The organism is Burkholderia sp. AU31624, from assembly GCF_020420065.1.
GTDB lineage: Bacteria > Pseudomonadota > Gammaproteobacteria > Burkholderiales > Burkholderiaceae > Burkholderia.
On the sequence record NZ_JAIZRT010000004.1, the window covers coordinates 455,502 to 479,267 of the forward strand.

At 67.2% G+C, this 23,766-nt stretch carries 19 protein-coding genes; 3 read left to right on the top strand and 16 right to left on the bottom strand.

Going from position 1 to position 23,766, the window contains the following annotated elements; all coding sequences use genetic code 11:
- Positions 1 to 306 precede the first annotated feature (306 nt).
- The 15 genes from astE to hpnI form a co-directional block, all read right to left on the bottom strand.
- Positions 307 to 1,362, bottom strand: coding sequence for a succinylglutamate desuccinylase (astE, locus tag LGM89_RS17125; RefSeq protein WP_226273501.1), 1,056 nt, complete (start codon positions 1,360 to 1,362; stop codon positions 307 to 309).
- Positions 1,346 to 2,686, bottom strand: coding sequence for an N-succinylarginine dihydrolase (gene astB, locus LGM89_RS17130; RefSeq protein ID WP_047850485.1), 1,341 nt, complete (start codon positions 2,684 to 2,686; stop codon positions 1,346 to 1,348). Before astB ends, astE begins: the two co-directional genes overlap by 17 nt.
- A gap of 14 nt (positions 2,687 to 2,700) precedes the next feature.
- Positions 2,701 to 4,164, bottom strand: a complete 1,464-nt coding sequence (astD, locus tag LGM89_RS17135; protein WP_226273502.1) for a succinylglutamate-semialdehyde dehydrogenase — start codon at positions 4,162 to 4,164, stop codon at positions 2,701 to 2,703.
- A 7-nt stretch (positions 4,165 to 4,171) separates the two neighbouring features.
- Positions 4,172 to 5,203 carry an arginine N-succinyltransferase gene (gene astA, locus LGM89_RS17140; RefSeq protein WP_226273503.1) on the bottom strand — a complete coding sequence of 344 codons (1,032 nt, stop codon included), beginning with the start codon at positions 5,201 to 5,203 and terminating at the stop codon, positions 4,172 to 4,174.
- Positions 5,200 to 6,252 carry an arginine/ornithine succinyltransferase subunit alpha gene (gene aruF / locus LGM89_RS17145; RefSeq protein WP_226273504.1) on the bottom strand — a complete coding sequence of 351 codons (1,053 nt, stop codon included), beginning with the start codon at positions 6,250 to 6,252 and terminating at the stop codon, positions 5,200 to 5,202. The genes astA and aruF overlap by 4 nt, the downstream gene beginning before the upstream one ends.
- 30 nt (positions 6,253 to 6,282) lie before the next feature.
- Positions 6,283 to 7,515: an aspartate aminotransferase family protein gene (locus tag LGM89_RS17150; RefSeq protein WP_226204733.1), complete on the bottom strand. Its 1,233-nt coding sequence runs from the start codon at positions 7,513 to 7,515 to the stop codon at positions 6,283 to 6,285.
- Positions 7,516 to 8,552: 1,037 nt separating this feature from the next.
- Complete coding sequence (locus LGM89_RS17155; protein ID WP_089494408.1) at positions 8,553 to 9,596, bottom strand: GlxA family transcriptional regulator; 1,044 nt, start codon at positions 9,594 to 9,596, stop codon at positions 8,553 to 8,555.
- A gap of 22 nt (positions 9,597 to 9,618) precedes the next feature.
- Positions 9,619 to 10,419, bottom strand: coding sequence for an ABC transporter ATP-binding protein (locus LGM89_RS17160; RefSeq protein WP_039348269.1), 801 nt, complete (start codon positions 10,417 to 10,419; stop codon positions 9,619 to 9,621).
- A 20-nt stretch (positions 10,420 to 10,439) separates the two neighbouring features.
- Positions 10,440 to 11,153 carry an ABC transporter permease gene (locus tag LGM89_RS17165; protein WP_011351456.1) on the bottom strand — a complete coding sequence of 238 codons (714 nt, stop codon included), beginning with the start codon at positions 11,151 to 11,153 and terminating at the stop codon, positions 10,440 to 10,442.
- Positions 11,150 to 11,839, bottom strand: coding sequence for an ABC transporter permease (locus LGM89_RS17170; RefSeq protein WP_089439580.1), 690 nt, complete (start codon positions 11,837 to 11,839; stop codon positions 11,150 to 11,152). Before LGM89_RS17170 ends, LGM89_RS17165 begins: the two co-directional genes overlap by 4 nt.
- 271 nt (positions 11,840 to 12,110) lie before the next feature.
- The gene (locus LGM89_RS17175; protein WP_011351454.1) at positions 12,111 to 12,668 is read right to left on the bottom strand and encodes a hypothetical protein; all 558 of its coding nucleotides are present in this window, start codon (positions 12,666 to 12,668) and stop codon (positions 12,111 to 12,113) included.
- Positions 12,669 to 12,755: 87 nt separating this feature from the next.
- Positions 12,756 to 13,805, bottom strand: coding sequence for a lysylphosphatidylglycerol synthase domain-containing protein (locus LGM89_RS17180; protein ID WP_226204730.1), 1,050 nt, complete (start codon positions 13,803 to 13,805; stop codon positions 12,756 to 12,758).
- Positions 13,802 to 14,686, bottom strand: coding sequence for a hopanoid biosynthesis-associated protein HpnK (hpnK, locus tag LGM89_RS17185; RefSeq protein WP_226273505.1), 885 nt, complete (start codon positions 14,684 to 14,686; stop codon positions 13,802 to 13,804). The genes LGM89_RS17180 and hpnK overlap by 4 nt, the downstream gene beginning before the upstream one ends.
- 3 nt (positions 14,687 to 14,689) lie before the next feature.
- Positions 14,690 to 16,132 carry a hopanoid biosynthesis associated radical SAM protein HpnJ gene (gene hpnJ / locus LGM89_RS17190; protein WP_306426902.1) on the bottom strand — a complete coding sequence of 481 codons (1,443 nt, stop codon included), beginning with the start codon at positions 16,130 to 16,132 and terminating at the stop codon, positions 14,690 to 14,692.
- Positions 16,133 to 16,268: 136 nt separating this feature from the next.
- Positions 16,269 to 17,444, bottom strand: a complete 1,176-nt coding sequence (hpnI, locus tag LGM89_RS17195) for a bacteriohopanetetrol glucosamine biosynthesis glycosyltransferase HpnI (RefSeq protein WP_089494404.1) — start codon at positions 17,442 to 17,444, stop codon at positions 16,269 to 16,271.
- A gap of 641 nt (positions 17,445 to 18,085) precedes the next feature.
- Here hpnI and LGM89_RS17200 point away from each other — a divergent pair.
- Positions 18,086 to 19,084, top strand: a complete 999-nt coding sequence (locus LGM89_RS17200) for an LLM class flavin-dependent oxidoreductase (protein ID WP_226273506.1) — start codon at positions 18,086 to 18,088, stop codon at positions 19,082 to 19,084.
- A 36-nt stretch (positions 19,085 to 19,120) separates the two neighbouring features.
- Here LGM89_RS17200 and LGM89_RS17205 read toward each other — a convergent pair whose 3' ends face one another.
- Positions 19,121 to 20,182, bottom strand: a complete 1,062-nt coding sequence (locus LGM89_RS17205; protein ID WP_089494403.1) for an alpha/beta fold hydrolase — start codon at positions 20,180 to 20,182, stop codon at positions 19,121 to 19,123.
- A gap of 173 nt (positions 20,183 to 20,355) precedes the next feature.
- Here LGM89_RS17205 and pdxY point away from each other — a divergent pair, with 173 nt between their 5' ends.
- Together pdxY and LGM89_RS17215 are read left to right on the top strand one after the other, a co-directional pair.
- On the top strand, positions 20,356 to 21,216 hold the full coding sequence (gene pdxY / locus LGM89_RS17210) for a pyridoxal kinase PdxY (RefSeq protein WP_039348286.1): 861 nt from the start codon (positions 20,356 to 20,358) through the stop codon (positions 21,214 to 21,216).
- 278 nt (positions 21,217 to 21,494) lie between these two features.
- Positions 21,495 to 23,639 (top strand): phosphocholine-specific phospholipase C, encoded by a 2,145-nt coding sequence (locus tag LGM89_RS17215; protein WP_089494402.1) that lies wholly within the window; start codon positions 21,495 to 21,497, stop codon positions 23,637 to 23,639.
- Positions 23,640 to 23,766: the final 127 nt, after the last annotated feature.

Consider the following 23,766-nt stretch of genomic DNA (forward strand, 5'->3'; position numbering starts at 1 on the left):
TCATTGCAGGGTCGGATGACCACGGCAATGCTGCCGCCGCGCCGTGATGCGGCGCAACAGCCGCAAGGCCGCGATTGTACCAATCCGCGCGGCCCGATATGGCAAAGCAGCCGCCGGCCCGCGATGCTGCGCTGCGGGCGCCGACGCCAGCCGGGCGGCCCGTCGAACTTGCAAGACGATGTCGCAAATACGCAAGCGCGACCCGCGGGCCTTCCGCGCGGCAGGTGGACGCTATCTCTAAACAGGAATGGTGGCCGGGCGAGGCGCGGGCCGCGGGTTGCCGCGGCCACGCACAACCGGTCACCGTCAGACGAGCGCGGCGACCGTCTCGCGGGTCGTATCGACGACGAGCAGGCCCGCGCGCAAACCCGGCTTCACCGACGGATTCGGGAACACGATGCGCTCCTCGTCGTGCGTCACCGTGTAGCGGTAATCGCCGTCCTGCGCGAGCACCGTGCCGCGTGCGAACGCGGTGAAGTTCGCGACGTCGGCCGCGACGAACAGCTCGAGCGCATCGCTCTGCTTCGTGATCTGGTCGATCACCGTGAAGACGCGCGGCAACGGCGCGTCGGCCTCGCAAGCGGCGCCCGACACGAGCTTGCGCACCGCGCGGTCGGCCGGCGCGAAGCGCGCCAGGTCGTTCTGGCCGAACGGGCGCACCTTGCCGAGTTCCAGCGTGCACGCGAGCGCACCGCAATGCTCGGCCGTGAAATGCGAATACGTGTTGCCCTTCGCGGTATGCAGCAGCACGGCCGCGATCCGCGCGTCGCCGAGCCATTCGAACATCGTGCGCGTCGGCGGCATGCCCGTGTGCGGCAGCAGCGCGAACTGCTCGAACACCGACGCGCGGATCGCCGTATGCATGTCGATGTGCCAGCGTGCGGCGCCGGCCGGCGCGGCCGCGAAGAATGCGGCGGCGGCCGCTTCGAGCTGCGCGGCGCGCGGTGCTTCGCGGCTGTCGGGCACCTGCGCGTGACGGCCGCTGAACAGGCGGTTCAGGTCGTCGTCGAGATAGCGTTCGCCGGCGCGCATCGCCGGTACGTTGCCGAGCACGACGAGCAACCGGCACGCGAGCGGCAGCGCGCCCGAGGCGAGATCGCGCACGAGCATCGACAGCAGCTCGATCGGCGCCGTCTCGTCACCGTGCACGCCGGCCGACACGAGCACGCTCGCGCGCGCCGCGCCGGCGGCCTCGGCCGCCACCGGTTCGAGCGTGAGCAGCCCGTCGCCGCGCCACTGCCAGCGCACGGCGCCGGCCGCGCAGGTGCCGTCCGTCGCGGACGGTGCGCCGCCGGTCAGCGTGAACGCGAGGAAGTCGTCGAGCAGCGCGCCGGCCATGCGGGAATCAGCGCTGGAAGTCATACAGCGAACCGACGCGCAGGATCTGCGTGAGCTCGTCGAGCGCGGTGCGCGATTCGTCGAGCAGCGCCGGATCGGCGAGGTCTTCCGGTGCAAGGCGGTCGCGATAGTGCCGGTCGATCCACGTGTCGAGCGACGCGAACAGCGTGTCGTTGATCCACACGTTCGACGTGACGGCCGCGCGCTCCGCTTCGTTCAGCACGACGCGCAGGCGCAGGCACGCAGGGCCGCCGCCGTTCTTCATGCTTTCGCGCAGGTCGAACACGAGCACGTCGTGGATCGGGCCGTTGCCGGCCGCGAGTTCGTCGAGATAGGCCGCGACGTTGCCGTTCTCGCGGCATTCCTGCGGCACGACGAGCACCTGCGAGCCGTCCGCGCGCGACAGCAGCTGGCTGTTGAACAGGTACGACGTCACCGCGTCGTTCACGCTCACGGCGGCCTCGGGCACCTCGATCACGTTCAGGCGCGCACCGCGTGCGTCGAGCGCGGCGGTCAGCGTGTCGTAGATCGCCTGCTTGTTGACGAACGCGCGCTCGTGCGTGAACAGCGTGTCGCGGTTGCCGACCGAGATCACGTCGTTGTGGAACACGCCTGCGTCGATCACGTCCGGATCCTGCTGCGCATAGACCGTCGCCTCTTCGGCGAGCCCGTGGCGATGCGCGACCGCGCGGCTCGCCTCGAAGGTCTGGCGCGCCGGGAAGCGCTTCGGCTCGGGCCCGCGGCGGTACTCCGCGCGGCCGTACACGAAGAACTCGATGCCCGGCTTGCCGTATTCGGCGCAAAAGCGCGTGTGGTTCGCCGCGCCTTCGTCGCCGAGTGCCGGCGTGCCGGTCAGCGCTTCGTGCACCGCGAAATGCGCGGGATCGGCGAACAGCGTCGACAGCGTGCGGCGCGTCGCTTCGTGCTCGATCGCGCGATGCAGCTTGCTGCACAGGTTGGCCGGCGTGAAGTGCACGCGGCCGTCGCTCGTGTCGGCCGACGGGCTGACGGTGGCCGCGTTCGCGGTCCACATCGCCGATGCCGAGCTCGCCGCGGCGAGCAGTTCGGGCGCCTGCTTCGCGGCCTTCGCGATCACGTCCGCGTCCTTGCCGGAGAAGCCGAGCTCGCGCAGCAGGCGCAGCGACGGCCGCTCCTGCGGCGGCAGCACGCCTTGCGCGAAGCCGAGATCCGCGAGCTGCTTCATCTTGCGCAGCCCCTGCTTCGCGGCGGCCTTCGGGTTCGCGGCCGACTTTTCGTTGTTGAGCGACGCCACGTTGCCGAACGACAGCCCGGCGTAGTTGTGGGTCGGGCCGACGAGCCCGTCGAAATTGGCTTCTTGTGCGTTCATCGTCGTTCCCTCGATCAGAAATGCAGGCCCGGCGACAGGCTCGCGGGCAAGGTCAGTTGCGTGCTTTCCACCGACGCCATCGGATACGCGCAATAGTCGGCCGCGTAGTACGCGCTCGGGCGATGGTTGCCCGAGCGGCCGGTGCCGCCGAACGGCGCGGCGGACGACGCGCCGTTGGTCGGCCGGTTCCAGTTGACGATCCCGGCGCGAATCGTGCGGCGGAAGTGTTCCCATGCGTTCGCGTCGTCCGCCAGCAAGCCGGCGGACAGGCCGAACGCCGTGTCGTTCGCGCGCTCGATCGCTTCGTCGAACGTCGCGTAGCGGACGATCTGCGCGAGCGGGCCGAAGTGTTCTTCGTCCGGCAGGTTCGCGGCGCCCGTCACGTCGACGATCGCCGCGTTCACGAAGCCGAGGCGCGGATCGCGCTGCGTCATCGCGATGATCGGCTTCGCGCCCTGCTCGATCAGGCGCGACTGTGCGTCGACGAGCTTCGCCGCGGCACGCGCCGAGATCACCGCGCCCATGAACGGCTGCGGATCGGCGTCGAACACGTCGGCCGTGATCTTCGACGTGACGTCGGCGAAGCGCGCGAGGAAGCGGTCGCCGAACGCGCCCTGCGGCACGAAGATGCGGCGCGCGCACGTGCAGCGCTGGCCGGCCGACAGGAACGCCGACTGGATGGTGTGATGGACGGCCGCGTCGATATCCTCGACTTCGCCGATCACGAGCGGGTTGTTGCCGCCCATCTCGAGCGCGAGCACGATTTCAGGACGGCCGCCGAACTGCTTGTGCAGCAGCGTGCCGGTATCCGAGCTGCCGGTGAAGAACAGCCCGTCGATCTGCCGATGATTCGCGAGCGCGATGCCCGTGTCCTTCTCGCCCTGCACGAGGTTCAGCACGCCGTCCGGCAGCCCCGCTTCCTTCCACACTTCGACCGTCGCACGCGCGACGCCCGGTGCGAGCTCCGACGGCTTGAACACGACCGCATTGCCGGCGATCAGCGCGGGCACGATATGGCCGTTCGGCAAGTGGCCGGGGAAGTTGTACGGGCCGAACACCGCGACCACGCCGTGCGGGCGATGGCGCAGCACCGCGACGCCATCGGCCATGTCCTGACGCTTCTCGCCGGTGCGTTCCTGGTAAGCCTGGATCGAAATGCCGACCTTCGCGGCCATCGACGCGACTTCCGTGCGCGCTTCCCACAGCGGCTTGCCCGTCTCGCGGCCGATCGCGGTCGCGATTGCTTCCTTGCGTTCGGTGAGCAACGCGGCGAAACGCTTGACGATCGCGCAGCGCGATTCGAAGTCGAGCGCCGACCAGCCGGCGAAGGCGCGGCGCGCGCTTGCGACCGCACGATCGACGTCGGCTGCCGACGCGCTTTCACCCTGCCATGCGATCTCGTCGGTGCCGGGGTTGCGCGAAGCGAACACGGGGCCCGAGCCTGCGACCCAGGCGCCGTCGATGAAGAGTTCCGTCATGATTCGTTTATCCCTGTTTGACTTTGAGCGGCAGCACGCGGACCGGATCGCCGGCCTTCACGTCGAGCGCGACGGCATCGTCGGCCGACAGCACGAACGAGCCGTTCGCGACCACGCCCGGCGCGACGCCGACGCGGAAGTCGGTGAGCGACGTGTTCGACACGAGCGACTTCGGGGCGTCTTCCCGCGCATCCGGCACGCCGATCGCAACCGGCACGACGGCGCTCTCGCGCACCGTGCGCAGGTCGTTGACGTGGCATTCGAGCACGGGGCCCGCGTCGAAGATGTCGACGTGATTCTGGTAACGCAGCCCTTCCGCCTCGAGCATCTTGCGGGCCGGCAGCGTATCGCGGTGCGTGAGGCCGACCGCGTCCTGCGCGTCCTGCGGCAGCAGGTCGACATACACCGGGTAGCGCGGCATCAGTTCCGCGAGGAACGACTTCCGGCCGTGCGAGCTGAGATAGTCGGCCGCGTTGAAATCGATCTGGTAGAAGTGCGAACCGACCGCGCGCCAGAACGGCGACGTGCCGTCGTCGTCGAAGTGGCCGCGCAGTTCCGCGCAGATGCGTTCCGGGAAGCGCTCACGGAACTGCGCGATGAACATGAAGCGCGAGCGCGACAGCAGGCCGCCCACGCCGCCCGTGCGATAGCGCGGGCTCAGGAACAGCGAGCACACTTCCGCGTAACCGGTCAGGTCGTGCGAGATGTTCAGCGCGGACATCCGCGTCCACACGCCGAGCTCCTGGCTCGCGTGCACGACCGTGCTCACGCGATAGTTGTAGAACGGCTGTTCGAGGCCGACCTGCGTCTCGATCCCGCACACGCCCGCGATGTCGCCCGTCTTCGATTCTTCCATCACGAAGAAGTAGCCGGCCTCGCCGGCCGCCGCCTCGCCCGCGAGCGTGCGGCGCGTGCGCTCGATGCGCGCGGCGAGCGCGTCGCGGTCGGGCTTGAACGTGGTCAGGCCCGGCCCGGTTTCCTTCGCGAGCGACACGAGCGCGTCGACGTCGCCCGTTTGTACGACCCGAACGACGATCATGCTGCGTCTCCCTTCAAATCTTCATCGTCGCGGCGGTGCAGCGGCACGCAGCGCACGACATCGCCATCCTTCACATCGAGCGCCGCGCGCACGTCGCCGGCCAGCGGCGCGTCACCCGCGTCGCCCGGCAGGTCGGCCAGCACGCAGCGGAACGATTCGCCGCTGCCCGTCGACACCATGTAGGCGACATCGCCCTGCTGGTGCGCGGCCTCGCGCACGGTGCGCTCGGCGCCGTGCTTCACGCACGCGGTGCGGTCGACTTGCGCGGTCAGCACCGGGCCCGCGTCGAAGATGTCGACGAAGCGGTCGGGCTCGAAGCCTTCCTCGAGATGGATGTCATAGGCGAGCAGCGCCGATTCGTTCGGCTCGCCGAGCACGCGCTGCGCGGCTTCCGGCAGCAGCGGCACGTAGAGCGGATACGCCGGCATCACTTCCGCGATGAAGGTCCGGCTGCGGCCGCCCGACGCGATGTCGACGTCGGTGAAGTCGCGGCCGAAGAACTTGCGGCCCACCGCTTCCCAGAACGGCGATGCGCCGTTGCCGTCGCTCACGCCGAGCAGCAGCGTGAACACTTCCGGCGTGAAGCGGCGGCGGTTCGCGGCGATGTACATCATCCGCGCACGCGAGATCAGGTGCGCGGCCGCGTCGCCGCGCAGCGACGGATCGACGTAGAAGCCCGCCAGCCGGCTCTTGCCGGTCAGCTCGTGCGACATCGTGAGCGCGTGGATCTTGCGGTTCACGTGCAGCTCGCGCGACGCGTGGATCAATGCGTCGTTGCGGAACGCATAGAACGGCTCCGAGTAACCGGCTGCGGCCACGATGCTCGCCGTGCCGAGCAGCTTGCCGGTCGACGAATCCTCGAGCACGAAGAGGTAGAACTCCTCGCCGGCGAAGTCGACGTCCGCGCGAAACGAATCCTCGGAGAGCGCCACGCGCGCTTCGAGCGCCGTGCGGTCGTGCGGCAGCGAGTGCAGGACCGGCTGCGCGGTGCGCGCCATGTGCGCGAGCGCATCGAGATCCGTGAGTTTGCCGGGGCGAACAAATAGCATCGTCGTTCCTGTCTGCGATGGGTGCGCCGATCAGCGCGCGGTGGCTTCCTGGGCGGCGAGCACTTGCTCGACTGCCTTCTCGAAGCGCTTCATGCCTTCGTCGAGCAGGTCGAACGGAATCACCAGCGACGGCACGAAGCGCAGCACGTTCGGGCCGGCGATCAGCATGATCAGGCCGTTTTCCGCGGCGGCGGTGACGAAGTCCTTCGCGCGGCCGTCGAATGCCGCGGTGAGTTCCGCGCCGACGAGCAGGCCCTTGCCGCGTACGTCCTTGAAGATGCCGAAGCGCGCGTTGATGCGCTCGAGCGCGCCTTTCAGGCGCACGCTGCGTTCGCGCACGCCTTCGAGCAGTGCCGGGTCGCTGATCAGTTCGACGACCTTGTCGCCGATCGCCGATGCGAGCGGGTTGCCGCCGTACGTCGTGCCGTGCACGCCGACCTTGAAGTGCGCAGCGAGTTCGTTCGTCGTCAGCATCGCGCCGATCGGGAAGCCGTTGCCGAGCGCCTTGGCGGTCGTCAGGATGTCCGGCGTGACGCCGGAATCCATGTAAGCGTAAAACTGGCCCGTGCGGCCGACGCCCGTTTGCACTTCGTCGAAAATCAGCAGCGCGCCGTGCGCGTCGCACGCTTCGCGCAGCGCCTTCAGGAAGGCCGGATCGGCCGGGATCACGCCGCCTTCGCCTTGCACGGGTTCGACGATCACGGCACAGGTTTGCGGGCCGATCGCGGCCTTCGCGGCTTCGATGTCGTTGTACGGCAGGTGCTTGATGCCTTCCGGCACGGGGCCGAAGCCTTCCGAGTATTTCGGCTGGCCGCCGACGCTGACCGTGAAGAACGTGCGGCCGTGGAACGACTGGACGAACGACACGATTTCATATTTGTCGGCGCCGTGGCGGTCGAATGCGACGCGGCGCGCGAGTTTCAGGGCGGCTTCGTTCGCTTCCGCGCCGGAGTTCGCGAAGAACGCGCGGTCGGCGAAAGTCAGCGATTCGAGACGCTTCGCGAGGCGCAGCACCGGCTCGTTCGTGTAGCCGTTGCCGATGTGCCAGAGCTTGCGGCCTTGTTCGTCCAGGACTTTCAGCAGTTCCGGGTGGCCGTGGCCGAGCGACGTCACGGCGATGCCGCACGCGAAGTCGATGTACTCGCGGCCGGCCGTGTCCCACACGCGGGAGCCCTCTGCGCGATCCGGCACGAACGGCGCGGGGGAAAATACCGGCACCATCACTTCATCGAATGTCTGGCGGTTCACGGTCGAGGTCGTCATGGTCGTTCCTTTCGGTTTCGTAAGAGGGTTCAACAGGATCAAGTTTAGGTAAGGGTGACGCAAGCGTCTTGCGGAATTGCGACGGGTTCTATCGGAAGCGGATAGTGCGGTTTGGTTTTGCCCTTTCGGGCGGGCGGGGGTTCGGTTTCGGTGGGCGTATTTTGAGGCTTTTTGGGTGGGTCGCTTGCGGTTGGCGTGAAGCACCTGTTGTCTTAGCGGTCTATTAGCGTCGCCCCTGCGCGGGGCGGCGGTTACTTTTCTTTGTCTTGCCAAAGAAAAGTAACCAAAAGAAAGGCGCTCGGAGAACGCATGACCTCCCGGTGCCGTGGCACTCGGAGTGGATCGCGCCTAAGTGTCCGCGCCAGTCCAGAACACGGAGTGGTTCGAGCAATGGTTCTGACACCCTCCACTACCCAACAGAGCGGTATACCGCCCGCTAGCTCCGCCCTCGCTGCGCTCGGCCGACAGGGACACCCCCGCCAGTAACGCTCCAGGTCAATCAGTTCCAGCAATCGCTCGCGAGCCCCCGAATTCAGCGAATCAAGGCATGCCCTCATTCGCCACGAAAAAGGGACGCAGCACGCACTTAGGTGCTCACGCCGTTATCCAACACTCACCGATGGCAAGCAGTCCGATCGGGTACGAATGGTGTGAGAAAAGAGGGTTGCGTGCTTTGCTGATGCAGCGCTGGCAGAAGCATGTGAGCGCATGCAACGCGACGTGAAGTACCTTGCAGCCGAGCGTAGCGAGGATGGAGCTAGCGGGCGGTATACCGCTCTGTCGGGTAGTGGGGGGGTATCAGAACCATTGCTCGAACCACTCCGTGTTCGTGACTGGCGCGGACACTTAGGCGCGGTCCACTCCGAGTGCCATGGCACCGGGAGGTCTTGCGTTCTCACAGCGCCTTTCTTTTGGTTACTTTTCTTTGGCAAGACAAAGAAAAGTAACCGCCGCCCCGCGCAGGGGCGACGCTAATAGACCGCTGAGACAACAGGTGCTTCACGCCAACCGCAAGCGAACCGCCAAAAAAACCAAAATCAATCCTTCCCCCCGCGCTCGACAAGCGCGCCCCCGCGAGGCTCGCCGCCGCCCCCGGTTTGCTTCTCGAGCCAGGCTCTCCGATCCTCCCGAGGCGTGACTCCAAACCTTTCGCGGTAAGCGTTAGAAAAGTGCGCAGCAGAAGAGAACCCACAGGCAAGGCTAACCTGAACAACCGACTTGCTAGTCCGCTGCAACTGAGTCCGAGCCTTGAGCAACCGAAGATTGAGGTAATACTTGGAGGGCATCGCCCCGAGATACTGTCGAAAGAGCCGCTCCAGTTGCCGGCGTGACACGCCAACGAGCTCGGCGATCTCATCGGTGGTCAACGGATCCTCGACATTGGCTTCCATCAAAAGCAAAGCATCATTCAACCGAGGATGCCGCTCGCCCGGCGCAGTCACAAAAGGAATCCGCTGCCGCTCTTCGCCACTGCGCAAAGTCCCGGCGCCGAGCGCATCGGCGATCCTCTCCGCGAGGTCCGGCCCATGTTCCCGGCCAATCATGGCCAGCATGAAATCAACAGTAGCCTGCCCACCGGCACAGGTCGCCCGATCGCGATCGATCTCGAAGATCTGCTGCGTGACGATCGACCGCTCGAACTGTTCGGCGAACTGCTGATACGTCTCCCAGTTCACGCTCACGCGATACCCGGAAAGCTGCCCGGCCATGGCCAGCCACCAAACGCCATGATGAATACCGGTCACGACAGGCGTGCGCTGCCCCACCCTCGCGAGACTCGCGAGAAACAACCGATAGTCGGCAAACTGCTGAAACCGCTCCGACACGACGATCACCCAGTCACACGCGATCGCATCGTTGAACGCCGCATCGGCATGCCACTGCGCGCCGCCGGCGAGCGGCACCGGCCGCCCGTCCCACGAACACACCTGCCACCGATACAGCAGCCGCCCGTCGATCTCGTTCGCGAGATTCAGCGCATCGACGATCGGACCCACGCCCGACATCGACACGGGCGGCAATGCAACGATCGCCACCTGCGTCGTGCGGGTGGCGCCTGCGGGACGAGACACCGGTACCACGGTCGAAACCTGCCCTGTCGCGTTACTTGAGACTGCCCGACAGGAACTGCTTCAGCCGCTCGCTCTGCGGGCGGACCAGCACTTCCTTCGGATCGCCCTCTTCCTCGGTCCGCCCCTGATGCAGGAACATCACGTGGTTCGACACGTTGCGCGCAAAGCCCATCTCGTGCGTGACGACGATCATCGTGCGGCCTTCCTCGGCCAGCTTCTGCATCACCTTCAGCACTTCACCGACGAGTTCCGGGTCGAGCGCCGACGTCGGCTCGTCGAACAGCATCACGTCCGGATGCATCGCGAGCGCCCGCGCAATCGCCACGCGCTGCTGCTGGCCACCCGACAGATGCGACGGATACTGCTTCTCGACGCGCGGCGGCAAGCCGACCTTCTCCAGGTACTCGCGCGCCCGCTCCTCGGCTTCCTTCTTCGAAATGCCGAGCACGTGCACCGGCGCTTCCATCACGTTCTCGAGCACGTTCATGTGCGCCCAGAGGTTGAAGTGCTGGAACACCATCGCGAGCTTCGTGCGAATGCGCTGCAGCTGCTTGTGATCGGCGACTTCGAGCGCGCCGGCGCGGTCGGTCTTCGTGCGCACGGCCTCGCCGTCGACGACGATCTGCCCCGCATTCGGCCGCTCGAGAAAATTGATGCAGCGCAGGAACGTGCTCTTGCCCGAGCCGCTCGCGCCGATGATGCTGATGACGTCGCCGGCCTTCGCGTTCAGCGACACGCCCTTGAGCACTTCGTTGTCACCGTAGCGCTTGTGAATGTCGACCGCGGCAAGCTTGGTGGAAGCGGCAGCGCTCGTTTGAGTGATCTCGGCCAACTGGCTCTCCTCGAAGTAATTCAATGACGGGCGGCCGCGAGATACGCAAGCCAGTGGCGCTCCGCGCGGCGAAACGCCGCGACGAGTGCGAACGATACCGCAAGATAGATCAGCGCGGCGATCCCGAACGACTGGAACGCCATGTAGGTCGCCGAATTCGCGTCGCGCGCGACCTTCAGGATGTCCGGCACGGTCGCGGTAAACGCAACGGTCGTCGCGTGCAGCATCAGGATCACCTCGTTGCTGTACAGCGGCAGCGCGCGGCGCAGCGCCGACGGCAGGATCACGCGGCGGTACATCGTGAACGGCGACATCCCGTACGCCCGCGCCGCCTCCACTTCACCGTGCGGAATCGCGCGGATCGCACCCGCGAAGATCTCCGTGGTGTACGCGCAGGTGTTCAGCGCGAACGCGAGAATCGCGCAGTTGAAGCCGCTGCGGAAGAACGCGTCGAGCAGCGAGTGCGACCGCACGAACTCGAGGCTGTACATGCCCGTGTACAGCAGCAGCAACTGCACGTAGAGCGGCGTGCCGCGGAACACGTACGTGTAGAACCGCACCGGCGTCGACACCCACTTGTTCTTCGACACGCGTGCGACCGCGAGCGGCACCGCGCACACGAAGCCGAGCGAAATCGACGCGACGAGCAGCCACAGCGTCACCGCGAGGCCGGAGAGGCGCTGGCCGTCCCAGTAAAGGAACGCCTGGCCGAATTCCTGGAGAATTTCGATCATAGATCTGCGTGCCGCACGCCCATGGAATAACGCTTCTCGAGCTGGATCAGCACGAGGTTGGAAACGGTCGTGATCGCGAGATAGATCAGCGCCGCGACGAGGATGAAGAAGAACATGTTGAACGTGCTCTTGCCGGCGTCCTGCGCGGCCTTCACGACGTCCGCGAGACCGATGATCGACACCAGCGCGGTGGCCTTCACGAGCACCTGCCAGTTGTTCCCGATCCCGGGCAGCGCGAAGCGCATCATCTGCGGAAACATGATCCGGGCGAACACGCGCGCGCCGCTCATCCCGTACGCCGCGCCGGCTTCGAGCTGGCCGCGCGGCACCGACAGGAACGCGCCGCGGAACGTCTCGGTGAAGTACGCGCCATAGATGAAGCCGAGCGTCAGCACGCCGGCCACGAACGGGTCGATGTCGATCTGGTTCCAGCCGACGAAGTCGGTGAACTGGTTCAGCCAGATCTGGATGCTGTAGAACAACAGCAGCATCAGGACGAGATCGGGCACCGAGCGGATCAGCGTCGTATAGCCGGTCGCGATCGCTCGCAGCACCCGGTTGTGCGACAGCTTCGCCACCGCGCCGATCAGCCCCAGCGCCACCGCAGTGGCGAGCGACAGCACCGACAGCTCGATGGTCTGCACGGTGCCGGCCCAGAGGACAGGACCAAAGCCGTAAAGGAACACGCGCGTCTCCAGAGTTGGAATGGATGCCGACGCGTATGCCTGTCCCGCGCCGGGCTGACGCGGATAGTCGCAAGCGAAATTGATTGCCTCAAACCACCTTGCCGGTGATTGCTGCGTCGCAACAATCTGTCCCATCATTTGCAACCACGGCCTACGCCGCTGTTTCAAAAGGAAAAAAGCCGCTTCCTGACAACCGGATAACCGGCGGGGAAGCGGACTTTTTGCAATTTTCCGGTCGCTTTTTCGATATAGCGCCGAAGACGGGTTGCGCCTACCGCCCTTTCAGGATGTCGGAGCGCGAAGTCGTATAGACAAGCCCGTCCGGGCCGAAATGGACGTTGAAGAATGCGTCGGTGTTGACGCCGTCCTCGAGCCAGCGCCAGCTCCAGACGATCTCGGGCTTGAGCGGATATTGCGCGATGTCGCCGGGCTTGCCGAGCAGGCGCCGCACCTCGTCCTCGTTCATCCCGGGGCGCACCTTCGCGAAATTCTCGGCGGTCAGCACCTGCGTCGCGCCCGTGTAGCGGCCGTTCGCATCGAGATCGACGAACCACGTCTGGTTGCCCATCGGGCCGCGCGGGTATTCGAGCCGCTTCGAGCCGTCGGTGAAGTCGCGCTCGGTCTCGGGCTTGCCCATCGTGCCGCGCACGTCGGCCTCGGTCGATTCGCCGACCTTCAGCCCCTTCAGCAGCAGCGGCGCGGGCTTGATCGCGTTGAAGAAGTCCCTGATACGTTGCACGTCGAGATTGCCTTGCTTGTCGTCGCAGCCGGTCAGCGCCAGCGCGGCGGCCAGCATCGTCACGGGAAGCAGCCGGAAACGGAAATTCATTGGAAGAAATGCGCGTCGAGAAAACACGCGGCAAGGATACCCGCGCAATGCCAAAAGCGCGAGACGGGCGCGCGGCCCGTCTCGTGTTCAATGCATCGTTTCGGTTTCAGTCTCGGCCCGGGTCGTGCGGCTCGTCGCTTGCGGCGCGCGCGGCACGGCCGGCGGCACGCCGATACGGCGGCGTGTGCGCACGAGTTCGGCCAGCTGCCACGAACCGAGCGCCAGGCAGCCGAACAGCACCTCGCGGCCGCGCTTGACCAGCGCGAGCGACAACGCCGTCTCGCGATCGACGCCGAACATCTGCGCGAGCAGCACGACGGTCGCCTCCTGCACACCAAGGCCGCCCGGCACCATGAACGCCGCATGGCGCACGGCCTGCGCCATCGCCTCGATCGCGATCGCGCCGCCGATCGACACCGGATGGCCGAGCAGCGCGAGCGCCCAGTAGATCTCGAGCGCGCCGAGCACGTAGCCGGCCAGTTGCCAGAAGAATGCGCTGAACAGCAGGCCCGTGCGCGACATCAGCCCGTCGATATCGGCGTCGAGCCGCTTGCCGTCGACGCCCTGCAGCAGCCGGTGCGAATCGCCGAGCAGGCGGCCCGCGAAACGCTCGATGGCATGGAAGATGCCGCCACGGCGCATCAGCACGACGCCGAGCACCGGCAGCGGCAGCGTGAGCAGCAACGCGAGTCCGATCGTGCCGCCGCCCATGCTGTCCGTTGTCGCAAGCAGCAGCACGAGGCCGAGCGCGGCGAACGCATACTGGACGACGATCGTCACGAGCAACTCGACGATCACCGATGCCGTCACGCGGCTCGCGTCGGGCACCTGCCAGCGCGCGAGGCGGATGCCGACGATCTCGCCGCCGATCCCGACCACCGGCAGCAGCCGGTTCACGGCCTCGCGCACGGTCGCGATCCACCACAGGAAGGGCAGCGACGAGCGCTTGTCGAGCAGCAGGTGCCACGCGTAGGCGTCGAGCAGCAGCGGCAGCGCATGGAACGGCACGAGCCACAGCAACGCGTAACCGGCGCGCGCGAGCATCTGCGATACGTCGCCGATGCCCTCGTGCAGCCCCAGCGCGAGCAGGATGCCGATGCCGAGCGGCCAGCCGAGCCATTTGATCCACTTGGTCATGACGGCTGCGCTCCCGCTGCGCGCGACGCCGGCGCGGCGCGCCGTGCGGCGGGCTGGCCGAACACGTCGGCAAAGCCGCCGGTCGCGACGCCCGCCGCCTTCAGCGCGGCCGCGACGCGCGGCGACAGCAGCGCATCGAGTTCGTCCGCCGGACGGTAGCCGGCCATCGTCGGCGTGATCGGGCCGTCGCCGGCCTCGGCCGGATGGCAGTAGATCTCGCCGACACCCGGCGGCAGCTTGGCGAGCGCATCGAGCAGCACGGCCTCGTCCATCGCGCCCGTATGCTCGATCCCGACCACGTAGTCGTTGTGCGCAAGCCCCGCGCGGTCGAGCCGCGCGCGCACGAGCGCGATCCACGGCTTGAGCAGCGCGGGTGCGCTCGTCTCGTATGGCAGCCGCACCGCGCGCAACCCGTAGTCGCGGCCGATCTCGATGATCAGCGACAGGACGGTCGGATGCAGGTGGAAATGCTTGTGCGCGTTCACGTGGTCGAGCGGCAAGCCGCTCGCCGCGAACGCGTCGAACTGCGCACGAATCTCGCGGCGCAGCTGCGCCCGCACGTGCGGCAGGAAGAAGAAGCGGCAGCCGTCCTTCGCCATCGCATCGCCGAACCGCCCGTCGGGGCCGACGAGCGCGGGAATCTCATGGGCGGGCAGCGTGGCCGGCCCGTCCGCGAGGACGAGATGCAGGCCGACCGCGAGCGACGGCAGCCGCCGCGCGCGCTCGATCGCATCTTGCGCGGCGAGCGCGCCGACCATCAGGCTGGCGGCATTCAGCACGCCGTCGCGGTGCGCGCGCTCGACCGCCGCGTTGACACGCGGGTGCAGCCCAAAGTCGTCCGCGGTGAAGATCAGCGCCCGCGCCGCCGGCTGCGTCGCCATGAATCAGGCCTCGTGTGCGCGCAGGAAGCGGAAGAACTCGACACCTTCGCGCAGGCGGCGCTTCATCATGTCCCAGCTCGTCAGCATCTCGCGGACGATCTCCCAGATCTTCGACGGACGGAAGTAGAACTGGCGATAGAACTGCTCGAGGTGGTGATAGATCTCGTCGCGCGACAGGTGCGCATAGCCGATCGCCGCGAGCTGCACGCCTTCCTTGCTCACCAGGTTGATGGTCTTGTTCTCTTCCATCCAGCCGTTTTCCACGGCCTGCTTGTAGAGCGTCGTGCCCGGATACGGTGCGGCGAGCGAGACCTGGATCGTGTGCGGATTGATTTCCTTCGCGTACTCGATCGTCTTCTTGATGGTCTCCTGCGTCTCGCCCGGCAGGCCGAGGATGAAGGTGCCGTGGATCTTGATGCCGAGCTTCTTGCAGTCCGCGCTGAAGCGGCGCGCGAAATCGGTGCGCACGCCCTTCTTGATGTTCACGAGGATCTGGTCGTCGCCGGATTCGAAGCCGACCAGCAGCAGGCGCAGGCCGTTTTCCTTCATGACCTTCAGCGTCTTGTACGGCACGTTCGCCTTCGCGTTGCACGACCACGTGATGCCGAGCTTGCCCAGGCCGATGGCGATGGCTTCCGCGCGCGGCAGGTCGTCGGTGAAGGTGTCGTCGTCGAACATCAGCTCCTTCACTTCCGGCATGTTGTCGCGGATCCACTTCGCTTCCGCGAGCACGTTCTCGACCGAACGCGTGCGGTAGCGATGGCCGCTGACCGTCTGCGGCCACAGGCAGAAGGTGCAGCGCGACTTGCAGCCGCGGCCCGTGTAGATCGACACGTACGGATAGTTGAGGTAGCCGATGAAGTAATTGTCGATCTTCAGGTCGCGCTTGTAGACGGGCGCGACGAACGGCAGTTCGTCCATGTTCTCGAGGATCGGACGCGCTTCGTTGTGCTCGATCGAGCCGTCCTTCGCGCGCCAGCTCAAGCCCTTGATCTCCGGGAACGGCTTGCCTTCGGCGATTTCCTTGCAGGTGTAGTCGAATTCCTCGCGGCACACGAAGTCGATGGCCTCGCTCGCCGTGAGCGAGTTGTGCGGATCGACCATCACCTTCGCGCCGACCATGCCGACCAGCATCGACGGCTTCATCTTCTTCAGGTCCTGCGCGAACATCGCGTCGGTCGGGAACGACGGCGTGCTCGTGTGGATGATCACGAGGTCGTAGTCGTTGGCGATCTTCAGCGTTTCCTCGACCGACAGGCCGTCGGCCGGTGCGTCGACGACGCGGCTGCCCGGCACGAGCGCGGCCGGCTGCGCGAGCCACGTCGGATACCAGAAGGAACGGATTTCGCGCTTCGCCTGATAGCGCGAGCCGGCTCCGCCGTCGAAGCCGTCATACGAAGGGGCCTGCAAGAACAGCGTTTTCATGAATGCTCCGGTAGCCTGCATAGTTCGATTCGTCACAACGATTCAGTCAAAAAACCGCGGGCCGCCCTGCCGGCGCCCGCCTCTCTGTCATGTCGCGCCGCGCGGCCTCGCCGCGCAGCGCGTCTCGGCCCTCGGGCCGGGTTCGGTCGGAACGGCCCTAGCGGCCGTCCACTGCTTCCACTGCCGCCGTCGCGCGCTCGCCGCCGACGACCGTCATCCTCGCGCCGCGCCACACCACGTGCGTGCCGAACGCGGCTACAAGCCATTCGAGCGCGAGCAGCGTATCGCGCACCGCGACGAGCGGCAGGTCGCGCCAGAACGCGCGCCAGCCGTCCTCGCCGCGCGCGTGCAGCACCAGCCGCCCGAACGCGCCCACCACGGCCGCCCAGCCCGCCAGCGCGCCGGCGAAGGTGCCGTCGAGGCGCAGCGCGAGCGCCGCGCCGATCGCGAGCCACGGCACGGTAAACGTAATGAACAGGAACGCGAAGCCGGCCGGGTTCAGCGAACGGATCGTGCGCAGCCAGCGGGTCTCGCGGTGCCACAGCGGCCCGAACGACGGCTCGATCACGTCGGTCGCGACCTCGACCTCCGACAGCACGGTGCGTCGCCCGAGGCGGCGCGGCAGCTCGGCCAGCCAGAAATCGTCGGCCAGTTCGTCCTTCAGCGCGGGAAAGCCGCCGATCCGGTCGAGCGTGTCGCGCGTCAGCGCGAGCGTCGCGCCGAAGCCGAAGCGGCTCGAGCGCCCGAGGTGCGTGATCCGCACCGACGGGGCGAACCATGCGTCGACGAATTGCGCGCCGATCCGCGTCCAGAACCCGCCGACGCTGCGCGCATGATACAGGCACGTGACGACACCGACCGACACGTCGGCGAGCGGCGCCGTCACGCGCTCCAGATAGTCGGGCTTCACCGCGATGTCGCTGTCCGCGATCACGATGCGGCCGTACTTCGCGCGCTCGGCGAGGTTGATCAGGTTGCTGACCTTCAGGTTCTTGCCATGCACGCGCGCGTCGATCACGAGCGTGATGTCGCACTCGGGATAATCGGCGCGCAGCCGTTCGACCACGGCAATCGCCGGATCGACCGCCGATGCGACGCCGAACAGCACTTCATACCGCGGATGGCGCTGCTCGCAGAACGTCGCGAGGTTTTCGTACAGGTGCGGCTCCGCGCCGCATAGCGGCTTGAGCACGCTGACCGGCTCGAAGCCGTCGCGCACGGCCGTGCGCGGCGTACGCGGCCGCGGCGCGAACGCGGCGACGAGCGCATAGCCGGCCGCGGCCAGCGTGAATACGATCAGGAGCCAGTCGAGCATCGTTGCGGTGGCCGTCATGCGCGACGCCTCCCGGCGAACTGAACGCCATGGAGAACGCTTGCACATGATTGAGCGTGATTCGGTATTCCGACAACGACGAACGCGGGCACGACCCGACTCCTTGTTCCAGCAGCGCCTGTATATAGGGGGAGGCTCGACCCATCCTTCGGATACGGCCATGCCCGGCTTCGCGTGGTGCATCTCCGCGCGACGCCCGGACGGGATGCGGGAAGATTCGTATGGCTACCTTCGGCACAACATGGGTAGGCGCCGGATTTTAGCAGCCTGCGGCACCCCGCGCTCGGCACTACGAGAAACGGACTGGTGCAATTCCGGCAAAGCTGTGCTGTCGGCGAACCATTTGGGCGCACCCGCGTTCACATTAGCGTAAGCGGTTTGCAGGCGTATTGCAGTCTTGAAAATCATACGTTTCGTGCAAATTTGTACGTCGATGCGGATTCACGTCCAATCGCCGTAAAGATCGGTAATTAATCGGCGATTAGATTGATTTTTGCAACGATCGCCGAATTCGACCCTGCACCCCTGAAACGCGCATGGGTATCGGGCCACCGGCAGCACGTTCCGGAACCCTTTGGCAAAATCCTTGGCATTTGTTGCGTCAGCGCATCACCGCGCGCGCCCCTTTCGAAGGCCATCCGATGACTCCGTTTTCCGTACTCGATCTCGCCCCCATTCCGGCCGGCGCCGACGCCGCCCAGGCATTCCGCAACACCGTCGATCTCGCGCAGCATGCGGAACGCTGGGGTTACCAGCGCTACTGGCTCGCCGAGCATCACAACATGCCCGGCATCGCGAGCGCGGCCACGGCCGTCGTGATCGGCCATGTCGCGGGCGCCACGCGGACGATCCGGGTCGGGTCGGGCGGCATCATGCTGCCGAACCACGCGCCGCTGGTGATCGCCGAGCAGTTCGGCACGCTCGCGTCGCTGTATCCGGGGCGCATCGACCTCGGCCTCGGCCGCGCGCCCGGCACCGACCAGACCACGTCGCGCGCGCTGCGCCGCGACCTGATCGGCAGCGCCGACTCGTTTCCGGATGATGTCGCCGAGCTGCAGCGCTACTTCGCCGAGCCGGTGCCCGGCCAGCGCGTGCGCGCGGTGCCCGGCGCAGGGCTCGACGTGCCCGTGTGGCTGCTCGGCTCGAGCCTGTTCAGCGCCCAGCTCGCCGCGATGCTCGGGCTGCCGTTCGCGTTCGCGTCGCACTTCGCGCCGGATTACCTGATGCGCGCGCTCGAGATCTATCGCGCGCAGTACCGGCCGTCGGCCGCGTGGCCGAAGCCGCATGCGATGGTCGGCGTCAACGTGTTCGTCGCCGATACCGACGACGAGGCGCAGCGCCTGTTCACGTCGCTGCAGCAGCAGTTCATCAATCTGCGGCGCGGCACGCCGGGCAAGCTGCCCCCGCCGGTCGACATGCTCGAGGCAAACGAGCTCGAACTCGCGACCGTTGCGCATTCGCTGTCGTTCGCGGCCGTCGGTTCGCGCGACACGGTGCGCGACAAGCTGCGCGACCGCATCGCGCAGACGGGGGCCGACGAGCTGATCGTCACCGCGCAGATCTACGATCACGCGGCACGGCTGCGCTCGTTCGAATTGACCGCGCAGATTCGCGACGAGCTCGCGAGCGAAGCGCGCTGACGGCACGCGCCCGGGCCGCCTGCGGCCGGCCCCGCATCACTGCGGGTGCACGGCCTCCAGCCCGTCGAGCAGCGCCTTATGGAACGCGTCCGGATCCTGGATCTGCGGCGCATGGCCGAGCGCCGGGAACTCGACGAGCTGCGCGCCGGGAATCGCCGCCTGCGTGCGCTTCGCGAGTTCCGGGTAGCGGCCGAGCTTCGCATGCACGTCGGGCGGCGAAACGTCCTTGCCGATCGCGGTCGTGTCCTTGTCGCCGATCATCAGCAGCGTCGGCACGCGGATCGCGCCGAGTTCGTAGACCACCGGTTGCGTGAGGATCATGTCGTAGATCAGCGCGGAGTTCCACGCGACCGCGTCGCGACCGGCGCCACGGTACATCCCGGCCAGCATCTGCACCCAGCGCTCGTACGACGGCGACCACTTGCCCGCGTAGTACGTGCCCTGCTCGTAGCGGCGAATGCCGTCGGCCGTGGTCTTCAGCTCGCGCGCATACCAGTAGTCGACCGGCAAAGGCGGCACGCCGAGCGCCTTCCAGTCCTCGAGGCCGATCGGGTTCACGAGCACGAGCTGGTCGGTCGCCTTCGGATACATCAGCGCGTAGCGCATCGCGAGCATCCCGCCTGTCGAGTGGCCGACGATCGTCGCCGACTTCACCCCCACCGATTCGAGCAGCGCATGCGTATTGCGTGCGAGCTGCTGGAAGCTGTACTGGTAGCGATCGGGCTTCGACGACTTGCAGAAGCCGATCTGGTCCGGTGCGATCACGCGATAGCCGGCGCGGCTCAGCACGCCGATCGTGTCCTCCCAGGTCGCCGCGCAGAAGTTCTTCCCGTGCAGCAGCACGACGGTGCGGCCGTTCGGGTGGGCCGGCTGCACGTCGAGGTAGGCCATCTCGAGGGTTTCGCGCTGCGACACGAACGTGTAGAGATGCACGGGCGCCGGATAGGTGAACCCTTCCAGGCGCGGGCCATACACGGGCCCGTCGTTGCCGGCGGGCGATGCGGCGGCGGCCATGGCAGGCACGGCGCACGCGACGGCGACACCCGCGCCGAGCACGGCGGCGCGCACGGCAAACAACATCTTGCGAATCGAAAGCATGGCGATCACGGTGATTGGAGACGCACGCGGGCGGCCGGGCCGTCTCGCGCCCCGCGATTCTACGCGGTCGCGCTGACGACGGCGCGCAACACTCCGGCGCCGCGCGACTTCCGCGCGCGCGACGAACTCGGGTATCGTGTGACGTGACCCTGAAACGCGTGCAGGCGCTTCCCATGAAAAACGTCCTCAGCATTCAGTCGCACGTCATCTACGGCCATGCCGGCAACAGTGCGGCCGTGTTCCCGATGCAGCGCCTCGGCGTCAACGTCTGGCCGCTCAATACCGTCCAGTTGTCGAATCACATGCAGTACGGTCACTGGGCCGGCAGCGCGATCGATGCCGCGAAGATGGAGCAGCTCGTCGACGGCATCGCCGCGATCGGCGCACTCAAGCGCTGCGACGCCGTGCTGTCCGGCTTCCTCGGTTCGCCGCCGCAGGCGCGTGCGGCCGTCGAAATCGTCCGCTCGGTGAAGGCGATGAACCCGAACGCGTGGTACTTCTGCGATCCGGCGATGGGCCAGACGGGCGGCATCCGGCCCGAGCCCGGCGTCGAGGAGTTCATCGTCCAGGAGATGCCGGCGCTCGCGGACGGCATGTCGCCGAACCACACCGAACTGCAGAAGCTCGCCGGGCGGCGCATCGAAACCGTCGCCGAAGCCGTCGAAGCCTGCCGCTCGCTGATCCGTCGCGGCCCGCAGATCATCCTCGTCAAGCACCTGCACGACCGCAACAGCCCCGCCGATCGTTTCAACATGCTCGCGGTCACCGAAACCGAAGCGTGGATCGGCCAGCGCCCGCTGTACGCGTTTCCGCGCCATCCGGTCGGCGTCGGCGACCTGACCAGCGCGATCTTCGTCGCGTGCCGGCTGCGCGGCGACTCCGTGCGCGCGGCGTTCGAGCACACGCTCGCGGCCGTGCATGCGGTCGTGAAGGCGACCTACGATGCGCGCCGCTACGAGCTCGAACTCGTCGCCGCGCAGGACGAAATCGCGCGCCCGAGCGAATGGTTCGGCGCGTGGGTCACGGACGCCTGACACGCCGGCATCGCCTCCGCTTCACCGGTGCGCATCCCGCGCCGCATTGCTTTCCCGCCTCATCCCTGCCGCACCGCGACCACTGGCGACATTCGCCCGACGCCGCTTCGAGATCGCTTCGATGCGGATGCAAACGTTTTCGGACTTCACATGAATGACACCGATTCCCCGCTATGCTCGCGGCGGCACCACCCGGCGCAGCCGCATCCTGCGACCCGGGTGCGCCCTTCCAGCAGGTCCCGCCAATCGGCTCCCCCCTTTACCGCACGATAACGACCATGACCCGATCGAACCGTCGTGACTTCCTGCGCGTCGCTGCCGGCACCGCCGGCGCCGCCGCGCTGAACCTGTTCCCCCCCGTGATTCGCGATGCGCTTGCGATTCCCGCGAACCGCCGCACCGGCACCATCCGCGACATCGAACACATCGTGATCCTGATGCAGGAGAACCGCTCGTTCGACCACTACTTCGGCACGATGCGCGGTGTCCGCGGCTTCGGCGACCCGCGTCCGCTGCGCCTCGCGAACGGCAAGTCGGTGTTCCACCAGCCGGTCGGCCCGGCCGAGCTGCTGCCGTTCCATCCGGGCGCGGACAAGCTCGGCCTGCAGTTCCTGCAGGACCTGCCGCACGGCTGGCAGGACATGCACGCCGCGTGGAACAAGGGCCGCTACGACCAGTGGGTGCCGAACAAGGGCACCACGACGATGGCGTACCTGAAGCGCGACGACATCCCGTTCCACTACCAGCTCGCCGACGCATTCACGATCTGCGACGCGTACCACTGCGCGATCCCGAGCTCGACCGACCCGAACCGCTACTACATGTGGACGGGTTACGTCGGCAACGACGGCACGGGCGGCGGCCCGGTGCTCGGCAACGAGGAAGCGGGCTACGGCTGGACGACCTATCCGGAAGTGCTGGAAAACGCCGGCGTGTCGTGGAAGATCTACCAGGACGTCGGCACCGGCCTGAACGCCACCGGGTCGTGGGGCTGGACGCAGAACCCGTACATCGGCAACTACGGCGACAACTCGCTGCTCTACTTCAACCAGTACCGCAACGCGCTGCCCGGCACGCCGCTGTACGACAAGGCGCGCACCGGCACCAACATCAGCGCGGGCGGCACGCTGTTCGACATCCTGCAGCAGGACGTGAAGAACGGCACGCTGCCGCAGGTGTCGTGGATCTGCGCGCCGGAGGCGTATTCCGAGCATCCGAACTGGCCGGCGAACTACGGCGCGTGGTACATCGAGCAAGTACTGAAGGCGCTCGTGTCGAATCCGGAGGTATGGAGCAAGACCGCGCTCTTCATCACGTACGACGAAAACGACGGCTTCTTCGACCACGTGCAGCCGCCGTTCGCGCCGCAGTCGCGCGACAACGGGCTGTCGACGGTCGCGACGACCAACGAGGTGTTCCCCGGCGACGCATCGCACATGGCCGGCCCGTACGGGCTCGGGCCGCGGGTGCCGATGCTCGTCGTGTCGCCGTGGACGAAGGGCGGCTGGGTCTGCTCGCAGACCTACGATCACACGTCGCTGCTGCAATTCATCGAGGCACGTTTCGGCGCGCAATACCCGGTCAAGGCCGGCAACATCTCGCCGTGGCGCCGCGCGGTGTGCGGCGATCTGACCGCCGCGTTCGATTTCGCGACGGCCGATGCCGGCTGGCCGACGCTGCCTGACACGAGCGGCTACGCGCCGCCCGACCGCCTGCGCCATCCCGACTACATCCCCGTGCCGCCGGTGCTGCAGAAGCTGCCGAAGCAGGAGGCCGGGCTGCGGCCGGCGCGCGCGCTGCCGTACGAGCTGTTCGTGCACGGCCGCGTCGAATCGGTGAACGGCCTGTTCCGGCTGACCTTCGCGAACACGGGCCGGGCAGGCGCCGCGTTCCAGGTGCAGTCGCGCAATCGCCTCGACGGCCCGTGGGCGTACACGGTCGAAGCCGGCAAGCGGATCGCCGACACGTGGAGCGCCGCGGCGTCGCTCGGCCTGTACGACCTCGACGTGTACGGCCCGAACGGCTTCTACTGCCATTTCCGCGGCCCGTTCGCGACCGGCGTCGGCAGCGCGAACGTGAATCCCGAGGTGATCTACGGCTACGACGTCGCGAACGGCAACATCACGCTGCGCCTGATGAACCGCGGCCACAAGGCCGTGCGGCTCAAGGTCACGAACGCGTACGGCCACGGCCGCGCGCGCACGTTCGACCTCGCGCCGGGCCAGCACGTCGACGACTACTGGGATCTGCGCGGCAGCCACGGCTGGTACGACCTGACCGTCAGCGACGGCCGCCTGCTCGGCTTCCTGCGCCGCTTCGCGGGTCACGTCGAGACCGGCCGCCCGAGCACCAGCGATCCGCTGATCCGCACGCACGCATCGCACGACGATGCCGAAGCCGCATCGGACGCCCTGTCCGACTGACGGCATCCCGTGCGCGGCGCGGCCCCGGCGGGCCGCGCCGCCTCCCTGTCTCCCCCTCCTCTCCGCCCGCTCCGTTCGCGACGGGAAACTCCCGATACCGGCTGCCGCCGCACGCGCGGAAGCTATG

What these genes read in the sequence shown, in the direction of transcription:
- LGM89_RS17165 (WP_011351456.1), bottom strand. Translation starts at nt 11,153, where the DNA reads ATGATCGAAATTCTCCAGGAATTCGGCCAGGCGTTCCTTTACTGGGAC.
- astD (WP_226273502.1), bottom strand. Translation starts at nt 4,164, where the DNA reads ATGACGGAACTCTTCATCGACGGCGCCTGGGTCGCAGGCTCGGGCCCC.
- hpnJ (WP_306426902.1), bottom strand. Translation starts at nt 16,132, where the DNA reads ATGCAGGCTACCGGAGCATTCATGAAAACGCTGTTCTTGCAGGCCCCT.
- astE (WP_226273501.1), bottom strand. Translation starts at nt 1,362, where the DNA reads ATGACTTCCAGCGCTGATTCCCGCATGGCCGGCGCGCTGCTCGACGAC.
- LGM89_RS17200 (WP_226273506.1), top strand. Translation starts at nt 18,086, where the DNA reads ATGACTCCGTTTTCCGTACTCGATCTCGCCCCCATTCCGGCCGGCGCC.
- pdxY (WP_039348286.1), top strand. Translation starts at nt 20,356, where the DNA reads ATGAAAAACGTCCTCAGCATTCAGTCGCACGTCATCTACGGCCATGCC.
- hpnK (WP_226273505.1), bottom strand. Translation starts at nt 14,686, where the DNA reads ATGGCGACGCAGCCGGCGGCGCGGGCGCTGATCTTCACCGCGGACGAC.
- LGM89_RS17150 (WP_226204733.1), bottom strand. Translation starts at nt 7,515, where the DNA reads ATGACGACCTCGACCGTGAACCGCCAGACATTCGATGAAGTGATGGTG.
- astB (WP_047850485.1), bottom strand. Translation starts at nt 2,686, where the DNA reads ATGAACGCACAAGAAGCCAATTTCGACGGGCTCGTCGGCCCGACCCAC.
- LGM89_RS17180 (WP_226204730.1), bottom strand. Translation starts at nt 13,805, where the DNA reads ATGACCAAGTGGATCAAATGGCTCGGCTGGCCGCTCGGCATCGGCATC.
- aruF (WP_226273504.1), bottom strand. Translation starts at nt 6,252, where the DNA reads ATGCTATTTGTTCGCCCCGGCAAACTCACGGATCTCGATGCGCTCGCG.
- astA (WP_226273503.1), bottom strand. Translation starts at nt 5,203, where the DNA reads ATGATCGTCGTTCGGGTCGTACAAACGGGCGACGTCGACGCGCTCGTG.
- hpnI (WP_089494404.1), bottom strand. Translation starts at nt 17,444, where the DNA reads ATGACGGCCACCGCAACGATGCTCGACTGGCTCCTGATCGTATTCACG.
- LGM89_RS17205 (WP_089494403.1), bottom strand. Translation starts at nt 20,182, where the DNA reads ATGCTTTCGATTCGCAAGATGTTGTTTGCCGTGCGCGCCGCCGTGCTC.
- LGM89_RS17175 (WP_011351454.1), bottom strand. Translation starts at nt 12,668, where the DNA reads ATGAATTTCCGTTTCCGGCTGCTTCCCGTGACGATGCTGGCCGCCGCG.
- LGM89_RS17215 (WP_089494402.1), top strand. Translation starts at nt 21,495, where the DNA reads ATGACCCGATCGAACCGTCGTGACTTCCTGCGCGTCGCTGCCGGCACC.